11 protein-coding genes are annotated in these 16,521 nt (G+C 66.4%); 8 read left to right on the forward strand and 3 right to left on the reverse strand.

What is annotated here, in order from left to right; all coding sequences use genetic code 11:
- Positions 1 to 126: 126 nt before the first annotated feature.
- Positions 127 to 534 carry a MerC domain-containing protein gene (locus tag AC1VV3_RS21865; protein WP_166675182.1) on the reverse strand — a complete coding sequence of 136 codons (408 nt, stop codon included), beginning with the start codon at positions 532 to 534 and terminating at the stop codon, positions 127 to 129.
- 105 nt (positions 535 to 639) lie between these two features.
- On the opposite strand from AC1VV3_RS21865, the gene AC1VV3_RS21870 reads away from it, so the two are divergent.
- From AC1VV3_RS21870 to AC1VV3_RS21880, 3 genes are all read left to right on the forward strand, one after another.
- The gene (locus AC1VV3_RS21870; protein WP_482962481.1) at positions 640 to 1,233 is read left to right on the forward strand and encodes a DUF1826 domain-containing protein; all 594 of its coding nucleotides are present in this window, start codon (positions 640 to 642) and stop codon (positions 1,231 to 1,233) included.
- Between the two features lie 112 nt (positions 1,234 to 1,345).
- The gene (locus tag AC1VV3_RS21875; protein ID WP_132267597.1) at positions 1,346 to 1,861 is read left to right on the forward strand and encodes a CHAP domain-containing protein; all 516 of its coding nucleotides are present in this window, start codon (positions 1,346 to 1,348) and stop codon (positions 1,859 to 1,861) included.
- Positions 1,862 to 1,991: 130 nt separating this feature from the next.
- The gene (locus tag AC1VV3_RS21880; protein ID WP_482962482.1) at positions 1,992 to 4,118 is read left to right on the forward strand and encodes a TonB-dependent receptor domain-containing protein; all 2,127 of its coding nucleotides are present in this window, start codon (positions 1,992 to 1,994) and stop codon (positions 4,116 to 4,118) included.
- Between the two features lie 198 nt (positions 4,119 to 4,316).
- Here AC1VV3_RS21880 and AC1VV3_RS21885 read toward each other — a convergent pair whose 3' ends face one another.
- Complete coding sequence (locus AC1VV3_RS21885; protein WP_482962483.1) at positions 4,317 to 7,490, reverse strand: TonB-dependent receptor; 3,174 nt, start codon at positions 7,488 to 7,490, stop codon at positions 4,317 to 4,319.
- Positions 7,491 to 7,644: 154 nt separating this feature from the next.
- On the opposite strand from AC1VV3_RS21885, the gene AC1VV3_RS21890 reads away from it, so the two are divergent.
- From AC1VV3_RS21890 to AC1VV3_RS21900, 3 genes are all read left to right on the forward strand, one after another.
- Positions 7,645 to 9,558, forward strand: coding sequence for a rhamnogalacturonan lyase (locus AC1VV3_RS21890; protein ID WP_482962484.1), 1,914 nt, complete (start codon positions 7,645 to 7,647; stop codon positions 9,556 to 9,558).
- A gap of 271 nt (positions 9,559 to 9,829) precedes the next feature.
- Positions 9,830 to 12,604: an exo-rhamnogalacturonan lyase family protein gene (locus tag AC1VV3_RS21895; RefSeq protein ID WP_482962485.1), complete on the forward strand. Its 2,775-nt coding sequence runs from the start codon at positions 9,830 to 9,832 to the stop codon at positions 12,602 to 12,604.
- Entirely contained in the window at positions 12,601 to 13,296 is a 696-nt protein-coding gene (locus tag AC1VV3_RS21900) for a DUF6250 domain-containing protein (protein WP_482962486.1), read from the forward strand. The genes AC1VV3_RS21895 and AC1VV3_RS21900 overlap by 4 nt, the downstream gene beginning before the upstream one ends.
- A gap of 176 nt (positions 13,297 to 13,472) precedes the next feature.
- On the opposite strand, the gene AC1VV3_RS21905 is transcribed toward AC1VV3_RS21900, so the two are convergent.
- Positions 13,473 to 14,465, reverse strand: a complete 993-nt coding sequence (locus AC1VV3_RS21905) for an alpha/beta hydrolase (protein WP_482962487.1) — start codon at positions 14,463 to 14,465, stop codon at positions 13,473 to 13,475.
- Positions 14,466 to 14,548: 83 nt separating this feature from the next.
- On the opposite strand from AC1VV3_RS21905, the gene AC1VV3_RS21910 reads away from it, so the two are divergent.
- A complete protein-coding gene (locus AC1VV3_RS21910; RefSeq protein ID WP_482962488.1) occupies positions 14,549 to 15,541 on the forward strand; it encodes a family 43 glycosylhydrolase in 993 nt (330 codons plus the stop codon).
- On the forward strand, positions 15,538 to 16,494 hold the full coding sequence (locus AC1VV3_RS21915; RefSeq protein WP_482962489.1) for a glycoside hydrolase family 43 protein: 957 nt from the start codon (positions 15,538 to 15,540) through the stop codon (positions 16,492 to 16,494). Before AC1VV3_RS21910 ends, AC1VV3_RS21915 begins: the two co-directional genes overlap by 4 nt.
- Positions 16,495 to 16,521: the final 27 nt, after the last annotated feature.

A 16,521-nucleotide genomic window follows, 5' to 3' on the forward strand; every position in this document is an offset into this window, starting at 1 on the left:
CGGGGGATCTGACCGGCCGGCGCTTGCAGAAAGCGACCCATAAACTGGCCCCGTCGGGTGTAGGACCCGCGGGGCCTACTTTTTGCGTCCAGAGCCTGCTTTTCACACCTGCAGGTTGCGCGGCGATCAGACCACCCGTTTGCGCCAGTTCCAGCCATGGCCCGCGACCAGCAGCAGGCTGCCGATCACCGTCAGCGCCGTCTCACCCAGAAGGGCATGGTCGCTGTTCAGGATCGCCAGCACGAGACAGGCGATCCCGCCCACGCCCAGGATCGCCGGCCCAGCAGCGCCGTGCCGGCGATAGCCCAGCAGGAAAGCTGCCAGCGCCGCCGGGGCCACCAGCCCCAGCGCGGCAATATGGAACAGTTCGGACTGGAAGAACGCGCCCAGCAGCCCCGGCAGCAGGAACAGCAAGAGCGGCAGCGCCAGGCAGTGGATCATGCAGAGCGTCGAGGCCGAGATCGCCGTCGATTCCACAATGTCCGCCAGGAGCCGCCCCCGGACATGGTCCCGGCTTTCGCAACGCTCGCTCATCGAATTCGGCTCCTGCTTGATCAAGTTATGATACAACATTACATTCTGGCTGTTATTTGGCGATGCGATCTCCGTTGAAAAGGGCCTGCCGTGAAAAAAACTGCCATGAAGAAAGAACGGGAGCGCCCGGACGCATCCACGGCCCTGTCCGTGGGACCGGACGCCGAGGCGCTTCACGACATCGCGTGCGGCGACGTGGACCTGGCAATCTGGACCCGCGCGCTGGACACCTCCCTGGCGCAAGAGGTGGAGACGCTCGATCTCGACCACGCCGACGACCTGCTGCTGACGTGCCTTGCAGACCAGGCCGCGGCGGCGCTCGCCCCGCGCCTGATTGAAAGCGGCCATGCGCCCTGCCCGGCCCTGCTGGCCGATGTGGCGCTGCTGGCCCGCCTCCACGCCGGGGTTGCCGGAAAGCCGGGGGTGACGATCCGCCTCGAAGTGGTCGAGACCGACGCCTGCCGCAAGTTCCACGCCGACTATGTCACGCTCCGCACGATCACCACTTATCGCGGGATCGGCACGCAGTGGAAACGCGTGGACCATGAACGCATCCATGCGCTGAAAGCGGGAGAAGTGGGCGTGTTCAAAGGCAGGCTGCTGCGCGAACAACCGTCCATCCTGCACCGGTCACCGCCCATCGCAGACTCCGGTGAAACCCGCCTGGTGCTGGTTATCGATTCGAACCCGAGCCGCTAAGCGCTGCTCCACCGATTCGGTTCCCCGCAGAGCGACGAACGGTGCGCCCCGTGCGATCATCTCGCCGGGGCCGGACTACCTTCCAAAATCAGAGACGTTATAACGTCCCCTCATGAAGAAGGTCTCCCTGGTCGCTGCCGCCCTCCTTTCCCTTGCCGCTCAAGCCTTTGCCAGCCCGGCTCTGGCGCAGCACCTGCAATGCGTGCCTTATGCCCGCGCGCAGTCGGGGATCGGCATCCATGGCAATGCGGCCACCTGGTGGGAACAGGCCCAGGGCAGCTACAAGCGCGGCCACTTGCCGCAGACCGGCTCCGTCCTCGTGTTCAAGTCCACTTCGGCCATGCCTTATGGCCATGTCGCGATGATCCGCGAAGTCGTGGACGCCCGCCATGTCCTGCTCGATCATGCCAACTGGTCCGGCCCCGGCGTGATCGAACACAGCGCGCTGGCCGAGGACGTTTCCGAGGCGGGCGACTGGAGCAACGTGCGCGTCTGGTACGGCCCCAGCCACGCCCTCGGTTCGCGTGAGAACCCCACCTTCGGCTTCATCTATGGCAGCAGCGGCACCGGCTCCGCCACCGAACTCGCCACGGCCAGGGATGACGACGAGGCCAGCAGCGCCGGCTGAGTTCCGCGAACCGGCGTCACTGCAAGATGTCTCATTTGTAACATATTGATAACACGCTCGATCGCGTATTGAGTAATGTTATTACATCACATTAGACGAAGCCTCCTAGCCGATCCCAGGGGGTTTTTTCTTGTCCGTTCGCATTCTGCACCGATCCGCCGTCTCGCTTCTTGCGCTGGTTCCCGCCGCCGCCCTTGCCGAGGAAGCGGCGCCTTCCGCCCCGCGTGAGATCCTGGTCACTTCCGCGCCGCTGCAGGAAAGCGCCGACGAAACCGCGACACCGGTGATCACGCTGACCGGCGACGAACTCGCCCACCGCCGCCAGGGCACGCTGGGCGAGACGCTGGCGGGCCAGCCCGGCATCCACTTCGACAACTTCGGCGGCGGCGCCAGCCGTCCGGTCATCCGCGGGCAGACCTCGCCGCGCGTGCAGGTCCTGTCGGACAGCACCAATGTGCAGGACGCTTCGGGCATCTCGGCCGACCACGCCATTACCGGCGAGCCGCTGCTCCTGCGCGGCATCGAAGTGCTGCGCGGCCCATCGGCCCTGCTTTACGGCGGCGGCGCGATCGGCGGGGCCGTGAATCTGCTGGATACCAAGATCCCCACCGAAGTGCCGGTGGGCGGCTTCACCGGCTCTGCCGAAGCGCGGCTGGGTACGGGCGATGACGAGCGCTCGGCCGTCGGCGGCGTGACCGTGGGAACCGGCTCGCTGGCCCTGCGCGTCGAAGGCGCTCACCGCGAGACCGACGACTACCGGGTGCCGCGCACCTTCGGCGAAAGCCGCGTGCCCGGATCCTGGAGCGAAAGCTCCACGTTCACGGCGGGCGGCGCCTGGATCGGTCCCGACGGCTATCTCGGCGCCAGCTATACGCGCGTGCGCAGCGAATACGGCTTGCCGGGCCACAGCCACGAATACGAAGGCTGCCACACCCACGGCATCAGCCTCCACTGCGGGTCGCACGATCATTCGGAAGAGGGGCATGACGAAGAGGGCCATGACCACGACGACGGCCACGATCATGACCACGAGGACGAAAGCATCTTCGTCAAGCTGCGCAGCGAGCGCTTCGACATTCGCAGCGACTATCGCGATCCGCTGCCCGGTTTCGAACGCGTCCGCGTCCGCATGGCCCACACGACCTACCGCCATGACGAGATCGAGCACGACGAGATCGCCACGACTTATCGCAACAAGGCCTTCGACCTCCGCTTCGAACTGACTCACAAGCCGCTGGCGGGCTTCCGCGGCGTCTTCGGCGTCCAGCACGCGGACAGCACTTTCAGCGGCATCCACGCCGTGACCGAGAACGACGTCAAGACCTATACCCCGTTCGACATCGACAACACCGCACTGTTCCTGCACGAAAGCCGCGACTTCGGCCCGGTCCGCATCGAGGCCGCCCTGCGCCAGGAATGGCAGCGCATCCGCCCGCAGACCGCGCTGTCCGCCTTCATGCCGGCCACTGCGCACGATCCCTTCTCGGTTTCGGCATCGGCGCTCTGGAAAGTGACGGAGGGCTACTCGCTGGCGCTGTCGCTCGCCCGCTCGCAGCGCGCGCCGAACGTGCAGGAGCTTTATGCCTTCGGTCCGCACTTCGCGTCGAACACTTACGAGATCGGCATGGTCACCGGCCGCACCTTCAACGGCATGGCCTCCACCGAAAACCGGCTGGAAACGGGCAAGTCGATCAACCTGACTTTCCGCAAGACCAGCGGCGCCACCACCTTCACCCTGGGCGCCTACCATCAGAAGGTGGACAACTACATCTACGGCCAGACCCTCGACCAGTATGAGGACTTCCGCCTGATCCACTATGTCGCGGCCGATGCCACCTTCACCGGGGTCGACGGCGAAGTGCGGCACCAGGTCATGCCCGAGGTGGGCGTGGCCGTGTTCGGCGACTATGTTCGCGCCAAGCTGACGGACGATCGCGGCAACCTGCCGCGCATCCCGCCCGGCCGCCTCGGCACGCGGGTGGACGCCGCGACCGGGCCTTTCACCGCCAATGCCGAATACTACCGCACGTTCAAGCAGGACCGCATCGCCGACTTCGAGACCGAAAGCCCCGGCTACGACATGCTGAACCTCACCCTTGCCTACAAGCTGGACCTTGGTGCCGGGCGCTGGGCCGAAGTCTTCGCGCGGGGCAGCAACCTCACGAATTCCTTCGCGCTCAACCATGCTTCCTTCGTGAAGGACGCCTCGCCCTTGCGCGGACGCAACGTGGTGTTCGGCCTGCGCACCGGGTTCTAGAAGATCACCGCTCCAGGGGCCTTTGGCTGGTCGCAAACGCGAAGACCCGGGCAGATGCGGCTGGAGGGCGCTGCATCTGCCCGGGTCCGTTTCCTGCCGCGCCGTTCGCCGGGTCCCGTGGCGAGCGGCACGGCAGGATGAAGGGGAGAGTTCCCGCTCTCCCCTGCAATCGGGCCTGGAACCGGGCCTGCAACCGGTTCAGAGCTTGGCCTGCATACCCACGAAGATACGCTGGCCGGGGTAGTACAGCTCCACCGGCATGTCCTTGTTGATATAGGTCTTCGAATATTCCTTGGTGATGTTCTGCATCTCGAAGAAGACGTCGAAGTGATACTTCGGGAAGCGCAGCGTGATCTTGCCGTCGAGGTAGCCTTCGCCCTTGCGGTAGATCGGGTTGTTGCCGTTATTGGCATCCAGCGCGTTATCCAGCCACTTCGAGCGATAGTTGTAGCTCATGCGGAAGTTGAGCCAGTCCTTGTCGTAGAAGAAGCTCGCATTGTAGGTGTAGGACGAAAGGCCCGGATATTCCTTGAGCGGCTCGTTGGTCGCGGCATTGGTCAGGTTGGTGCGAATGGCGCGGGCATAAGTGAAGTTGCCCGAGGCGCCGAAGCCGTCCAGCGGCTTGGGCAGGAAAGTGAACACCGTCTGCGCGCTCGCCTCGATACCGTCGAGCAGGGCGCCCTGGCCGTTGACCGGCTGGCGAACCGTGTACGTGATGCCGTCCTGGAACAGGTCCACCCCGTTGCGCACGGTGTTGCCGATCACGAAGCTCGATTCGTACTTCTTGTAGTAGCCCAGGCTCAGCATCGTATCCGCATTGGGATACCAGGCCAGGTTCAGTTCCCACTGGTCCGCGCGGTAGGGCTTCAGTTCCGGGTTGCCGGCCGTGCAGATGTCGTCGGTGCCGGAGATGGTCTGGTCGTCCACGCAGTTGATGTTCGGCACCAGATCGAGCGGCCTCGGCCGGGCCAGGTTCTTGGCATAGTTGGCGCGCAGGTAGAGGTTGGGCTGGAGTTCGAGGTTGGCGTTGAACGCCGGCAGGAAATCGGTGTAGCTGTTGGACAGCGACAACTGCTGCGCGGCGATGACCACGGTTTCGGTGCCGCCGGTCGCGTTGAAGCGCGTCACCCGGCTGATATTGGTGCCAAGCCCCTTGTCCTCGGTATGGGTGAAGCGCAGGCCGGCATTGCCGGTGAGCCGCATGCCCAGGATCTCGGTATCGACATCCATCATCGCATAGCCCGAGAACACCTTCTCGGTGATCTGGGCGCTCGGGATCTGCGGATAGCCGTCAGCGAAGCGCACGAGGTCGTGATCGAAGCCGGAGAGATCGTAGATCTGCGACAGCACGTCGGAATTGAAATTGGGGAAGGCCAGGCGGCTGGGAATGCCCGAAGGCGCGTTCTTGAGGCCGGTGTAGAGCGGCGCGCCGCCCGTCACCCCGCCAATCGACGAGATCAGCGAGCCGTACTGCGCCGGCGTGATGAAATAAGTGTTGCCGTTGCGCGCTACGGCCGGATTGTTCTGGATCGTCGTGGTGTAGGACACGTTGGCGCTTGACTGGTAGGTCATGGTGGCCGGATCGATCAGGATCGAGCCGCCGCCCAGGTAGTTCAGGAACTTCTGCCGACGCGCCTGGGCACCGAATTCGAACTTGCTGATGATCGGGTGATCGATCTCCCAGTCCAGGTCCAGCTTCAACTGGTCTTCGGTGTTGTTATATTCGGCAGGACGGTATTGCACGGTCGGGCCGTAGACCGGAAGCACCTGGCCATTGGCGCCCGTGCGCGTGAAGTCCGAATAGACGCCCGGATCGGAAGGGTCGAAGTTCGACGGGAACTGGAAGACCGGGATACCCTGCGCGTTGTTGCGGTCGATCACGATGCCCGACACGCTCGTGCCCAGCGAGATCAGGTTCGTCTGGGAATCGGTATGCGCCTTGGCGTGCGACCCCATGAAGTCGATGTGAACCCGGTCGAAGTCCCAGCGGAAACCGCCCGAGAAGTACTTCGAGTCCTGATCGTAGGAGAAATCGCGGCGCTGCACACCGATGATGTTCGCGGCGCCGTTCCAGTTCGGGGCCGCTGCCGTGCCCAGATTCACGGCGTTGAGCGCCGTGGTCACGCCGGTGACGACATGGTTCTCGTTCACCGTCGAGCTGCCCAGCGCCACCTGCTGGCGCGAAGTGCCGCCACCCGCGCCTGCGGCCAGCTGCGGATCGAGATTGAAGCGCTGGATCGCGCCCAGATCGACCGAATAGTTGACGTCCTGCAGGTTCTGGTTGCGCTTGTTGACCTGCACGTTGGCATAAGCGCGGAAGTTGGGCGCCACCTGGTATTGCAGCGTCAGGTCACCCGAGATGCGCTTGTCGTTGCGCACGAGGTGGCGGTAGCGCGGCACTTTGGGCGCCCAGTCGAAAAACTGCGTCTCGCAGGCCAGGCGGTTCGCGGTGGCCTTGGCGGTCGTGGAGCCACCCACGCCGGCGCAGCTTTCGTAAGTGTTGTAGGCATCGTAGAGCGGATCGGCGACGGTCTTTTCGGTCGAATGATCGAAGTCGGCGATACGGCCCCAGTTCGTGTTGCTGATGTAGTCCTGGCGCGTGTTCACGTCGCTGTAGGTACCGTTGAACAGGATACCCAGGCCGTCGATCAGGAACTTCGGCGTTCCGGCAAAGAACGACACGCGCGGACGCCAGGTCTCGGTGGTGTCGAGGTGCTGGCCCGATACGGTTGCCGAAAGGATCGGCTTCAGCAGATCGAGCGGCTTGCGCGTTTCCACGCGCACCGTGCCGCCGATGCCGCCTTCGGTCAGGTCCACGGCATAGCCCTTGTAGACGTCGATCGACTTGACCAGTTCCGTCGCCAGTTCGCGGAAGTCGCCGGAGCGCTCACCGAGGGCGCTGACCTGGCTGACGCCGTTGATTTCCACGCGGTTGAGGTCAGGCTCGACGCCGCGGATGGAAACTTTCACGCCCTCGCCGAAGTCGCGGCTGAGCTGGACGCCGGTAATGCGGGCCAGCGAGTCGCCGATGTTCTTGTCCGGGAAACTGGCGATGTCGTCGGCAACGATCGAGTCGACGACGGTATTCGCCTGCTTCTTGCGGTTGATGGCCGATTGCAGCGAGGCGCGGGTACCGACGACGACGATGTCGTTGGCAGTCGTAATGACTTTTTCGGCAGTCTTGTCGTCGATCCGTCGCGGCGCGTCCTGCGCCGCTTCCGGAGCCGGCGTTTCGGAATTAGTCTGAGCATATGCAGGGAAGGAAACCGCCAGAGATCCGGCGAGAGCCAGGCCCGATACCCCTCTAAAGGCATGGCGACCGAGCTTCGTTGCTTGCGAATTCCTCGTATTTCCACCGGTATGCTTGCGCATATCCTATCCCCTCTTTTAGCCCTGTCGATCTTGTTTCGACGCTTTTGCATCGTTCGATCGAATCAGTTTCTAGACGGACACTTATTGAACCGATATGTGGGATGCAATGCTATAATTTGGACCAGAGTGGTTCCATAACCGGAGGATGTTGCAAATGGCGGCCCAAATCCGCGCGCTGGCCCTGATCCTGGGCCTCGTTTCATCCACTCCCGCTTTCGCCGCGACTCCGCCCTCACGACCGGCCGCGGAGCGGCTCGGCCGCGGGGCCGTGGCACTGCCGGCCAGGGACGGCGGAATCCTCGTGACCTGGCGGTTTCTGGCGGACGATCCGCAGAATGCGCGCTTCCGCGTGCTGCGCGGCGGCAAGCCGGTGCACGTCACCCGGACGGGCGAGGCGACGGCCTTCGTCGACACATCGGGAACCACCGAAAGCAGCTATGCGGTGGAACGCATCGGCGACCGCGCCGGTCCGCAGCGTGCCATGATGTGGGACAAGGGCTATCTCCCGATCCCGCTCTCCCCACCCGCGGACGGCGTGACGCCCGCCGGGGAGGCCTATTCCTACACGGCCAACGATGCCAGCCTGGGCGATCTCGACGGAGACGGGCAGTACGAGATCGTGCTGAAGTGGGATCCGAGCAACAGCCACGACAATGCCCATACCGGCTATACCGGCAACGTCTTCCTCGATGCCTACCGCCTCGACGGCACTCGGCTCTGGCGCATCGACCTTGGCCGCAACGTCCGCGCCGGGGCGCACTACACGCAGTTCCTGGTCTTCGACTTCGATGGCGACGGCCGCGCCGAAGTGGCGCTGAAGACGGGCGACGGCACGGTCGACGGCACCGGCAAGGTCATCGGCGATGCGAATGCCGACTGGCGCAGCAGCGGCGGGGAAGTGCCGCAGCAGGATCGCACCGGCGCGAACGTGCTGGCGGACGGCACCAAGGTGGCGCCGATGCAGGGCCGCATCGTCAAGGGGCCGGAATACCTCACCGTGTTCGAAGGGCTGACCGGCAAGGCGCTGGCCACCGCGCCTTACGATCCGCCGCGCTATCCCGGCGGCAATCCCACGCCCGAGCAGCTCGCCGCGGCCTGGGGTGACGGCTATGCCAATCGCTCCGATCGCTTCCTGGCCGGGGTCGCCTATCTCGACGGGCATATGCCCAGCATGGTCTTCGGCCGCGGCTACTACGCGCGCACCGCGCTGGCCGCCTGGGACTGGCGCGGCGGCAAACTGACGCAGCGCTGGCTGTTCGACAGCTCCGCCACCGGCAACGAGGACTATGCCGGGCGCGGCAACCACCAGCTTTCCGTCGCGGATGTCGATGGCGACGGGCGCGACGAGGTGATCTACGGCTCCATGGCGGTGGACGACGACGGCAAGGGACTCTGGACCAAGCCGCTGTTCCACGGCGACACCATGCACGTCAGCGACCTCGATCCGGCGCGGCCGGGCCTCGAAAAGTTCGGCGTGTTCGAGGACATTCGCCGCAACGGCGGGCTGGGCTCGGCGCTGCTCGATGCGCGCACGGGCGAAGTGCTCTGGACCACGCCTGCCGAGCAGGACACCGGCCGCGGTGTTGCCGCCGATATCGACCCGCGCCACTACGGCGCCGAGTTCTGGGGCTCCAATTCCGATCGCCTCTACGATACCAAGGGCCAGCCGATCGGGGCCCGCCCGCGCCAGATGAACTTCGCGATCTGGTGGGACGGAGACCTCCTGCGCGAACTGCTGGACGGCACCACGATCTCCAAATGGAACTGGGAGCAGGGCACGTCCGACACGCTGCTTGCCCCCGAGGGGCTTGCCTCCAACAACGGCACCAAGGCCAATCCCGCGCTCCAGGCCGATCTCATCGGTGACTGGCGCGAGGAAGTGATCTGGCGCCGCGCCGACAACCGCGAACTGCGCATCTACACCACGCCTTTCGCCACGCCGCACCGCTTCGTCACGCTGATGCAGGACCCGGTCTACCGCCTGGGCGTCGCCTGGCAGAACACCGCTTACAACCAGCCGCCGCATACCGGGTTCTATCTGGGCGCGGGGCCGAAGGGCGAGCGATAGGGAGAGGCGGATAGCGGCATTCTTCGGCCGCCCGCTGCTGACTTTCCCCTTCGTCATTGCGAGCGTAGCGAAGCAATCCAGGGCAGTTCTGCGCGGCTCTGAATTGCCGCGTCGGCTTCGCCTCCTCGCGGGTGACTAAGGGGTGGGGGAAGACAGGCGGGAGGGCCGAGCAAGCACAAATACCGCCGCACCCTGTTGACGATTCGATCCACATAATGAAATATCATCCCACATAAGGCGCTTGCAAAGCGCCACATCCAAGGGAGAGACGATGAGCAAGCTGGTCTGGAGCCGCCGTGAGATGCTGGCCCAAAGCCTGGCCACTACCGCGGTCGCCGGTTCGATGGCACTGATGGCGGGCCGCGCGGATGCGGCCGCGACGGGGCCGGTGGAGCCGCTCGGCTCTGGCATCGCGCCGGGTGACGACGTGGTCTGGCTCGACGGCGGTGCTCCCCCCGCCCACGAAGGTCAATCGTGGGGTCAGCCCTGGCCGCGCGGCACGCGGTTCGACAAGCGCGGTTATGTACTCGAAGGCGCGGGCGGCACGCGTGAAGCGGTGCAGACCTGGCCGATGGCCTGGTGGCCGGACGGCTCGATCAAGTGGACCGGCCATGCGACCGGGGCGAACGGTGGGCGCGCCAATAGCCTGCGCGTGGTCGCCGGCAGCGCCAAGCCCGCGCAGACCCTCTCCGTACGCGAGGCTGCCGATGCCATTACCGTCACCGTCGGCCAGACCGTCTGGACCCTGGGCCGCTCGGGCGAGGCGCTGATTCGCTCCGCGCGCGTCGGCAATGCCGAAGTGCTGCAATCGGTGCGCCTGCTCGCCAGCGCACAGGACCGGGCCGACGACGAGGACGGCGCGCCCAATCTCGCCCGCTGGACCGGCACGATCGAAAGCGCCACGGTCGAACAGAGCGGCCCGATCCGCGCCGTCGTCAAGCTCGACGGCCGCCATCGCGGAACCGAAGGCGACTGGATGCCTTTCTCGGTCCGCCTCTATTTCCACGCCGGGTCGGACAGCGTGCGGCTGGTCCATTCGATGATCTTCGACGGCGATCCCGCCAAGCGCTTCCTTCGCGGCCTGGGCCTCGAAGGCGCGGTGCCGATGCGCGACAAGCTGCACGACCGCCACGTCCGCTTCGCGGGCGAGAATGGCGGCCTCTGGGGCGAGGCCGTGCGCCCGCTGACGGGCCTGCGCCGCGATCCCGGCAAGGCCTTCCGCGACGCGCAAGTCGCGGGCGCGGCCACGCCCCCGCTCGACCAGATGGGCGCGGCAGTGCGCCAGAACCTGGAATATATCCCCGCCTGGGGCGACTTCCGCTTGCGCCAGCCCAATGCGGACGGTTTCTCGATCGTCAAGCGCACCAAGCCGGGCTTCGGCTGGATCGACGTCGATACCGCCGGCCGCGCGCCGGGCCTGGGCTATATCGGCGGTCCGTCGGGCGGCATCGCTTTCGGCATGCACGACTTCTGGCAGCGCTGCCCGGTCGGCCTGGACGTGTCCGACGCGGCCAGCGACACCGCGCGCTTCACGGTCTGGTATCACGCCCCCGATGCCCCGGCGATGGACCTGCGCTTCTATCACGACGTCATGGGCATGGAGAGCTACGAGGCGCAGAATCTGGGCCTCGACGTCACTTACGAGGACTACGAGCCGGGCTGGGGCGATGCCTCGGGGATCGCCCGCACCACCGAGTTTCGCATCTGGGCCCTGCCCGCCACGCCCCCGCGCGAGCGGCTGGCCGCGATGGGCACGGGACTGGCCACGCCGCCGCGCATGGTCGCCAATGTCGCGCGGGTCCATGCGGCCGGGCTGTTCGGCCCGTGGAGCCCGATCGCCTCGGGCGGCCCCTTGCGCGGCAAGATCGAGACGCGCGCCAAGCAGGAACTCGATTTCTACATCGGGCAGGTCGACCAGCGCCGCTGGTACGGGTTCTGGAACTACGGCGATGTCATGCACAGCTATGACAACGACCGGCACGTCTGGCGCTACGACATCGGCGGTTTCGCGTGGGACAACAGCGAACTCTCCACTGACTTGTGGCTCTGGTACGGCTTCCTGCGCAGCGGCCGGGCCGACGTGTTCCGCCTGGCCGAGGCGATGACGCGCCATACCGGCGAAGTGGACGTCTACCACTCCGGCCGGTTCAAGGGCCTCGGCACCCGCCATGGCGTCCAACACTGGGCGGACAGTTCGAAGCAGCAGCGCATTTCCAACGCCGCCTATCGCCGCTTCTACTACTACCTCACCACCGACGAACGCTGCGGAGACCTGATGCGCGCGCTGGTGGGCAGCGACTATGCGCTGAAGACGGTCGATATCGGCCGCAAGGTCATGCACCGCGCCGACGCCAGCAAGCCGCCTGCCGGAACCGGCGCGGTAGTGGCCGAACAGCCGCTGCCCGACGGCCAGATCTTCATGCAGTTCGGCACCGTCTGGGGATCGATGCTGGGCGCCTGGCTGACCGAATGGGAACGCACGCGCGACACCCGCTGGCGCGACCGGATCGTTGCGGGCATGCGCTCCATCGCCGCCCTGCCCAAGGGCTGGCTAGCGGGCGGCGCGGCTTTCGACCTTGCCTCCGGGCGCTTCGTGGGGCCGGGTAACGAGGTGAACATGAGCCACCTCAACGGTGTGTTCGGCGTGTTCGAGATCACCGCCGAACTGCTCGAACTGATCGACGAACCGGGTTTCCGCAAAGTCTGGCTGGACTACTGCGAACTCCACAACGCGCCCGAGGCGGAGTTCCGCGCCCGCACCGGCGCATCGGGCAAGGGCCGTGCGCTGACGCAGGCCCACTCGCGCTACACCGCCTATGCGGGGGTGCAGCTGCGCAAGCCGGACCTCATCAAGCGCGCCTGGGGCGAATTCTTCGGCGCGGGCGACCGCGAAGGCCGCGACCAGACGCGCGGCGCGCATAAGGTGACAGGCGCCGCCGTGCTCAAGCCGGTGGACGAGATCGCGGAAGTCTCCACCAACGATGCCGCGCAGTGGGGCATCGCCGCCACCGTGAACCTGACGTTGATCGGGGACGTGCTGGAATGAAGCGCTTCGCCGCCGCCTTGCTGCTCATGCTGCTTTCGGCGGCGGCGAACCCGCCGACGGACGACTTTCGCCATGGCCTCTCGCACTGGCGGGTCGAGGCCGAAGCGCCTTCGCGCGTTAGCGCCCAGGACGGCGTCCTGGACATCGACGCGCCGAAGGGCATTTCGCTCTGGTGGACCGCCGAACTGACCGGCCCCATTGCCGTCGAATACGAGGTCATGGCTGTTTCGGAAGGCGGGCCGAACGATGCGGTGAGCGACGTCAACGCCTTCTGGATGGCTAGCGACCCCGCCGCTCCGGATGGATCGCCGCTCGCCCATCCGCGCAGCGGGGCTTTCGCGGAATACGATACGCTGAAGACTTACTACGTGGGCATCGGCGGCAACCGCAACACCACCACCCGGATGCGGCGCTATGTGGGCGAACCGGGCAACCGCCCGCTCCTGCCCGGGCACGACCGCTCGGATCCCGCGGCCATGCTGACACCGAACCGCTGGACGCCCATGCGCGTCGCCGCTGAAGGCGGACGGATCACGGTGGATTTCGGCGGCAAGCGGCTCTTCGCCATGGACGACCCCGCGCCTTACGCCCGAGGCTGGTTCGCCTTGCGCACGACCAAGAGCCACCTGCGCATCCGCAATTTCCGGATCGTGCCCCTGGGCGCGCAGAAACGCAGCGGCGCCGCCCCGTGATGGCCGCCCCCACCGAGAGTGCATCCCACCCGCGCTTTCGAAGGTTGAGCTGCACGCGAACGCGCTGCGCATTTGTGCTTTTGTGCAAAGCGAACCCGCGCCGTTCCGCAACATCATCCCGTCGTCCCCGCGCATGCGCAGGGACGACGGAGCGCTTCAGAAGCAGCCGAAAAGCCTCACGCCCCTTCGGAGGGAATCCGCAGGCCATGCCGCGCAGCAAAGCGGGCGAACCGGGTGAGCCACAATCCCGCGCGGCCGTCCGGTTCGAACAGCGGCGCGCCGTGACCGCCCTTCTCGATCACGTAAAGCTCGCTGGGAATCTTCGCCGCCCGGCACCCCTCGAACATCGCCAGGCTGTTGCCGCAATCGACCACCGTATCGTCCGCCGCATGGCCAAGCAGGATCGGCGGCGTGGTCGCAGGAACCTCGACGTTGACCGAGTAGCGCCGGGACAGCGCCTCGCTGGGGTTCGCGCCCAACAGCTCGCTGCGCGATTGCGCATGGGCGAGCGGCGGTACCATGCTGACCACGGGGAAGAACATCCCCGCCACCAGCGGCCGCGCGTCCAGCGCATCGGCGGCGTCGACCGGATCGTAGACTTTCGCGGCAAACCGCGTGGCGATGCTGCCGCACAAGTGTCCACCTGCCGAGAAGCCGATGGTCGCCACATTGGCAGGATCGACGCCCCACTTCGCGGCACGGGCGCGGATCACCCGCATGGCGCGCTGGGCGTCCTGCAAGGGCGTGTCCGGGCCGCCGGTCCAGCCGTCGTGCGGCAGGCGGTAGAGCAGTTCGAAGGCCGTCACGCCCTGGCTGGCGAACCAGCGCGAGGTGGCGGAGGGCCTGGTGCCCATCGCCACGCGCGCATAGCCGCCGCCGGGGAATGTCAGCACCGCCGCGCCGGTGGGCTTGGCGGCGGGGCAGACCGTCAGCATCGGCGTGGCGACATGCGGCCAGGCGAAATCGTCCGGGTTGCCCTTGTTGGTGCGCAGCACGCGCTCCTCCTTCACGCCGCCCGAAGGCAGCCCCGGCGGCGAGCCCGGCCAGATCGGAAACCGCTCGAAAGCAGGCGTATTCTCGCCGCTTTGCGCCAAGGCGCGGCCGGACAACAAGGGCGCAGCAGCCAGCGCGCTCAGCGAACCCAGGAATTTACGGCGATCACTCGACATATTGCACTCTCCCCGAAAGGTCATTCTATGCATCGGAACATGTTGAAAATCATTCGGACTTTGTCGCAGCGGGAGCCATCGGTATGATCGGCGCCTCGCTTCTCCTGCTCGCCGCCGCGACGGCTTCGGCCCCCGACGTGGCGCCCAAGCCGCTGTTCCGCGACCCGGTGCATGACGGCGCCGCCGATCCCAGCACGGTCTACGATCCGGCCGCCCGCGAATGGGTGATGTTCTATACGAACCGCCGCGCCGACCTGCCGATGGAGGACGAGAAGGACGTGCGCTGGGTCCACGGCACGGCGATCGGCACGGCGCGCTCGAGGGACGGCGTGCACTGGCGCTACGGCGGCACGGCGGCGATCCCGGAAAGCTGCACCGGCGCGACACTCTGGGCGCCCGATATCGAGCGCTTCAACGGCCAGTGGCACATGTGGCTGACGGTGGTGCCCGGCATCTACCGCGACTGGAACGCGCCGCGCTTCATCGTCCACCTCACCAGCAAGGACCTGAAGTCGTGGACCTGCGGTGACAAGCTCGATCTCGGTTCCGACCGGGTGATCGATGCCAGCGTCGTCGCGCTGCCGAAGGGCGGCTACCGCCTGTTCTTCAACGACGAGCGCATGGGCAAGGCGATCCGCACGGCGGACAGCACCGACCTCACGCACTGGACGTTGAAGGACCGCCTGACCACCACGCCCGGCGAAGGCCCCAAGGCCTTCCGCTGGAAGGGTCGCTGGTGGCTGATTTCGGATGCGTGGAAGGGCCTGCTGGTCATGCGCAGCGATGACGGTGACCATTGGACCACCCAGCCCGGCCATATCCTGGCCACGCCCGGACAAGCGCCGACCGACCGCGCCAAGGGGCAGCACCCCGACGTGATCGTCTCCGGCGACCGGGCCTATATCGTCTACTTCGTGCATCAGAGCGGCGAGGACGAGGCCAAGGCCAACCCCGACTGGCACCGCCGCAGCGTGCTCCAGATCGCGGAACTGAAGGAGAAGGACGGCGTGATCTCCGTGGACCGCGACAGCCCCGCCCATGTTCGGCTTACCGCGCCAAAGGAGGCACGGCGATGATCGACCGCCGCAGCCTTTGCCTCGGCGCCACGGCTCTCGCGGGCTGCGCCACCACCCGCATCGCGCCCGCGGAACCGGAAGGCCCGCTGCTCTTCGCCTATTTCAGCGCGGGTAAGGGCGAGGCAGACGGGTTGAAACTGGCCGTCAGCGAGGATGGCTTCGCCTTCCGCACGCTCGGCGGCGGCAGGCCGTTCCTGGTGCCGCAAGTGGGCGAGAAGAAGCTGCTGCGCGACCCCTTCCTGTGGCGCGGCGAGGGGGTGGACGCCCCGTGGCACTGCGTCTGGACCACCGCCTGGGAAGGCGTGACCATCGGCCATGCCACCACGCGCGACTTCGTGAACTGGACGCTCCAGCGCGCGATCCCGGTCATGGCCTCGGTGCCGGGCACCCGCAATTGCTGGGCGCCGGAAGCGATCTTCGATCCCGCCACGCGGCGCACGGTCATCTTTTGGTCCAGCACCGTGACCGGCCGCTTCGCCGAGACGGCCGGAACCTCGGAAGGCGGCTACAACCACCGCCTCTGGTACACGACCACCACCGATTTCGAGAGCTTCGCCCCGCCGCAAGTCCTCTACAATCCCGGCTTCAGCGTGATCGACGGCACGTTCGCCCCGGCCCCGGACGGCGGGCTCTGGCTGGTCGTGAAGGACGAGACGGTCGAACCTCCGCGCAAGTGGCTGCGCGCGGCCTCCGCGCGGAGCCCGATCGGCCCGTTCGCATCGCTGGGCGAACCGTTCACCGCCTCCTGGGTGGAAGGCCCGATGACCGCGCGGATCGGCGAGGACCTGGTCTGCTATTACGACGTCTATCGCGACGGCCGCTGGGGCGCGAAGTCCACGCGCGACATGGCGACCTGGCAGGACGTGAGCGACCGTCTGGCGATGCCGCAAGGCGCGCGGCACGGCTCGCTGGTGCGGATCGACCGAAAAATGCTGGGGGCGCTGGAGGCCTGAAAAAGCGGCTCCCGGATGGAGGATCCG

This window comes from Novosphingobium sp. BL-S-34 (assembly GCF_056857015.1).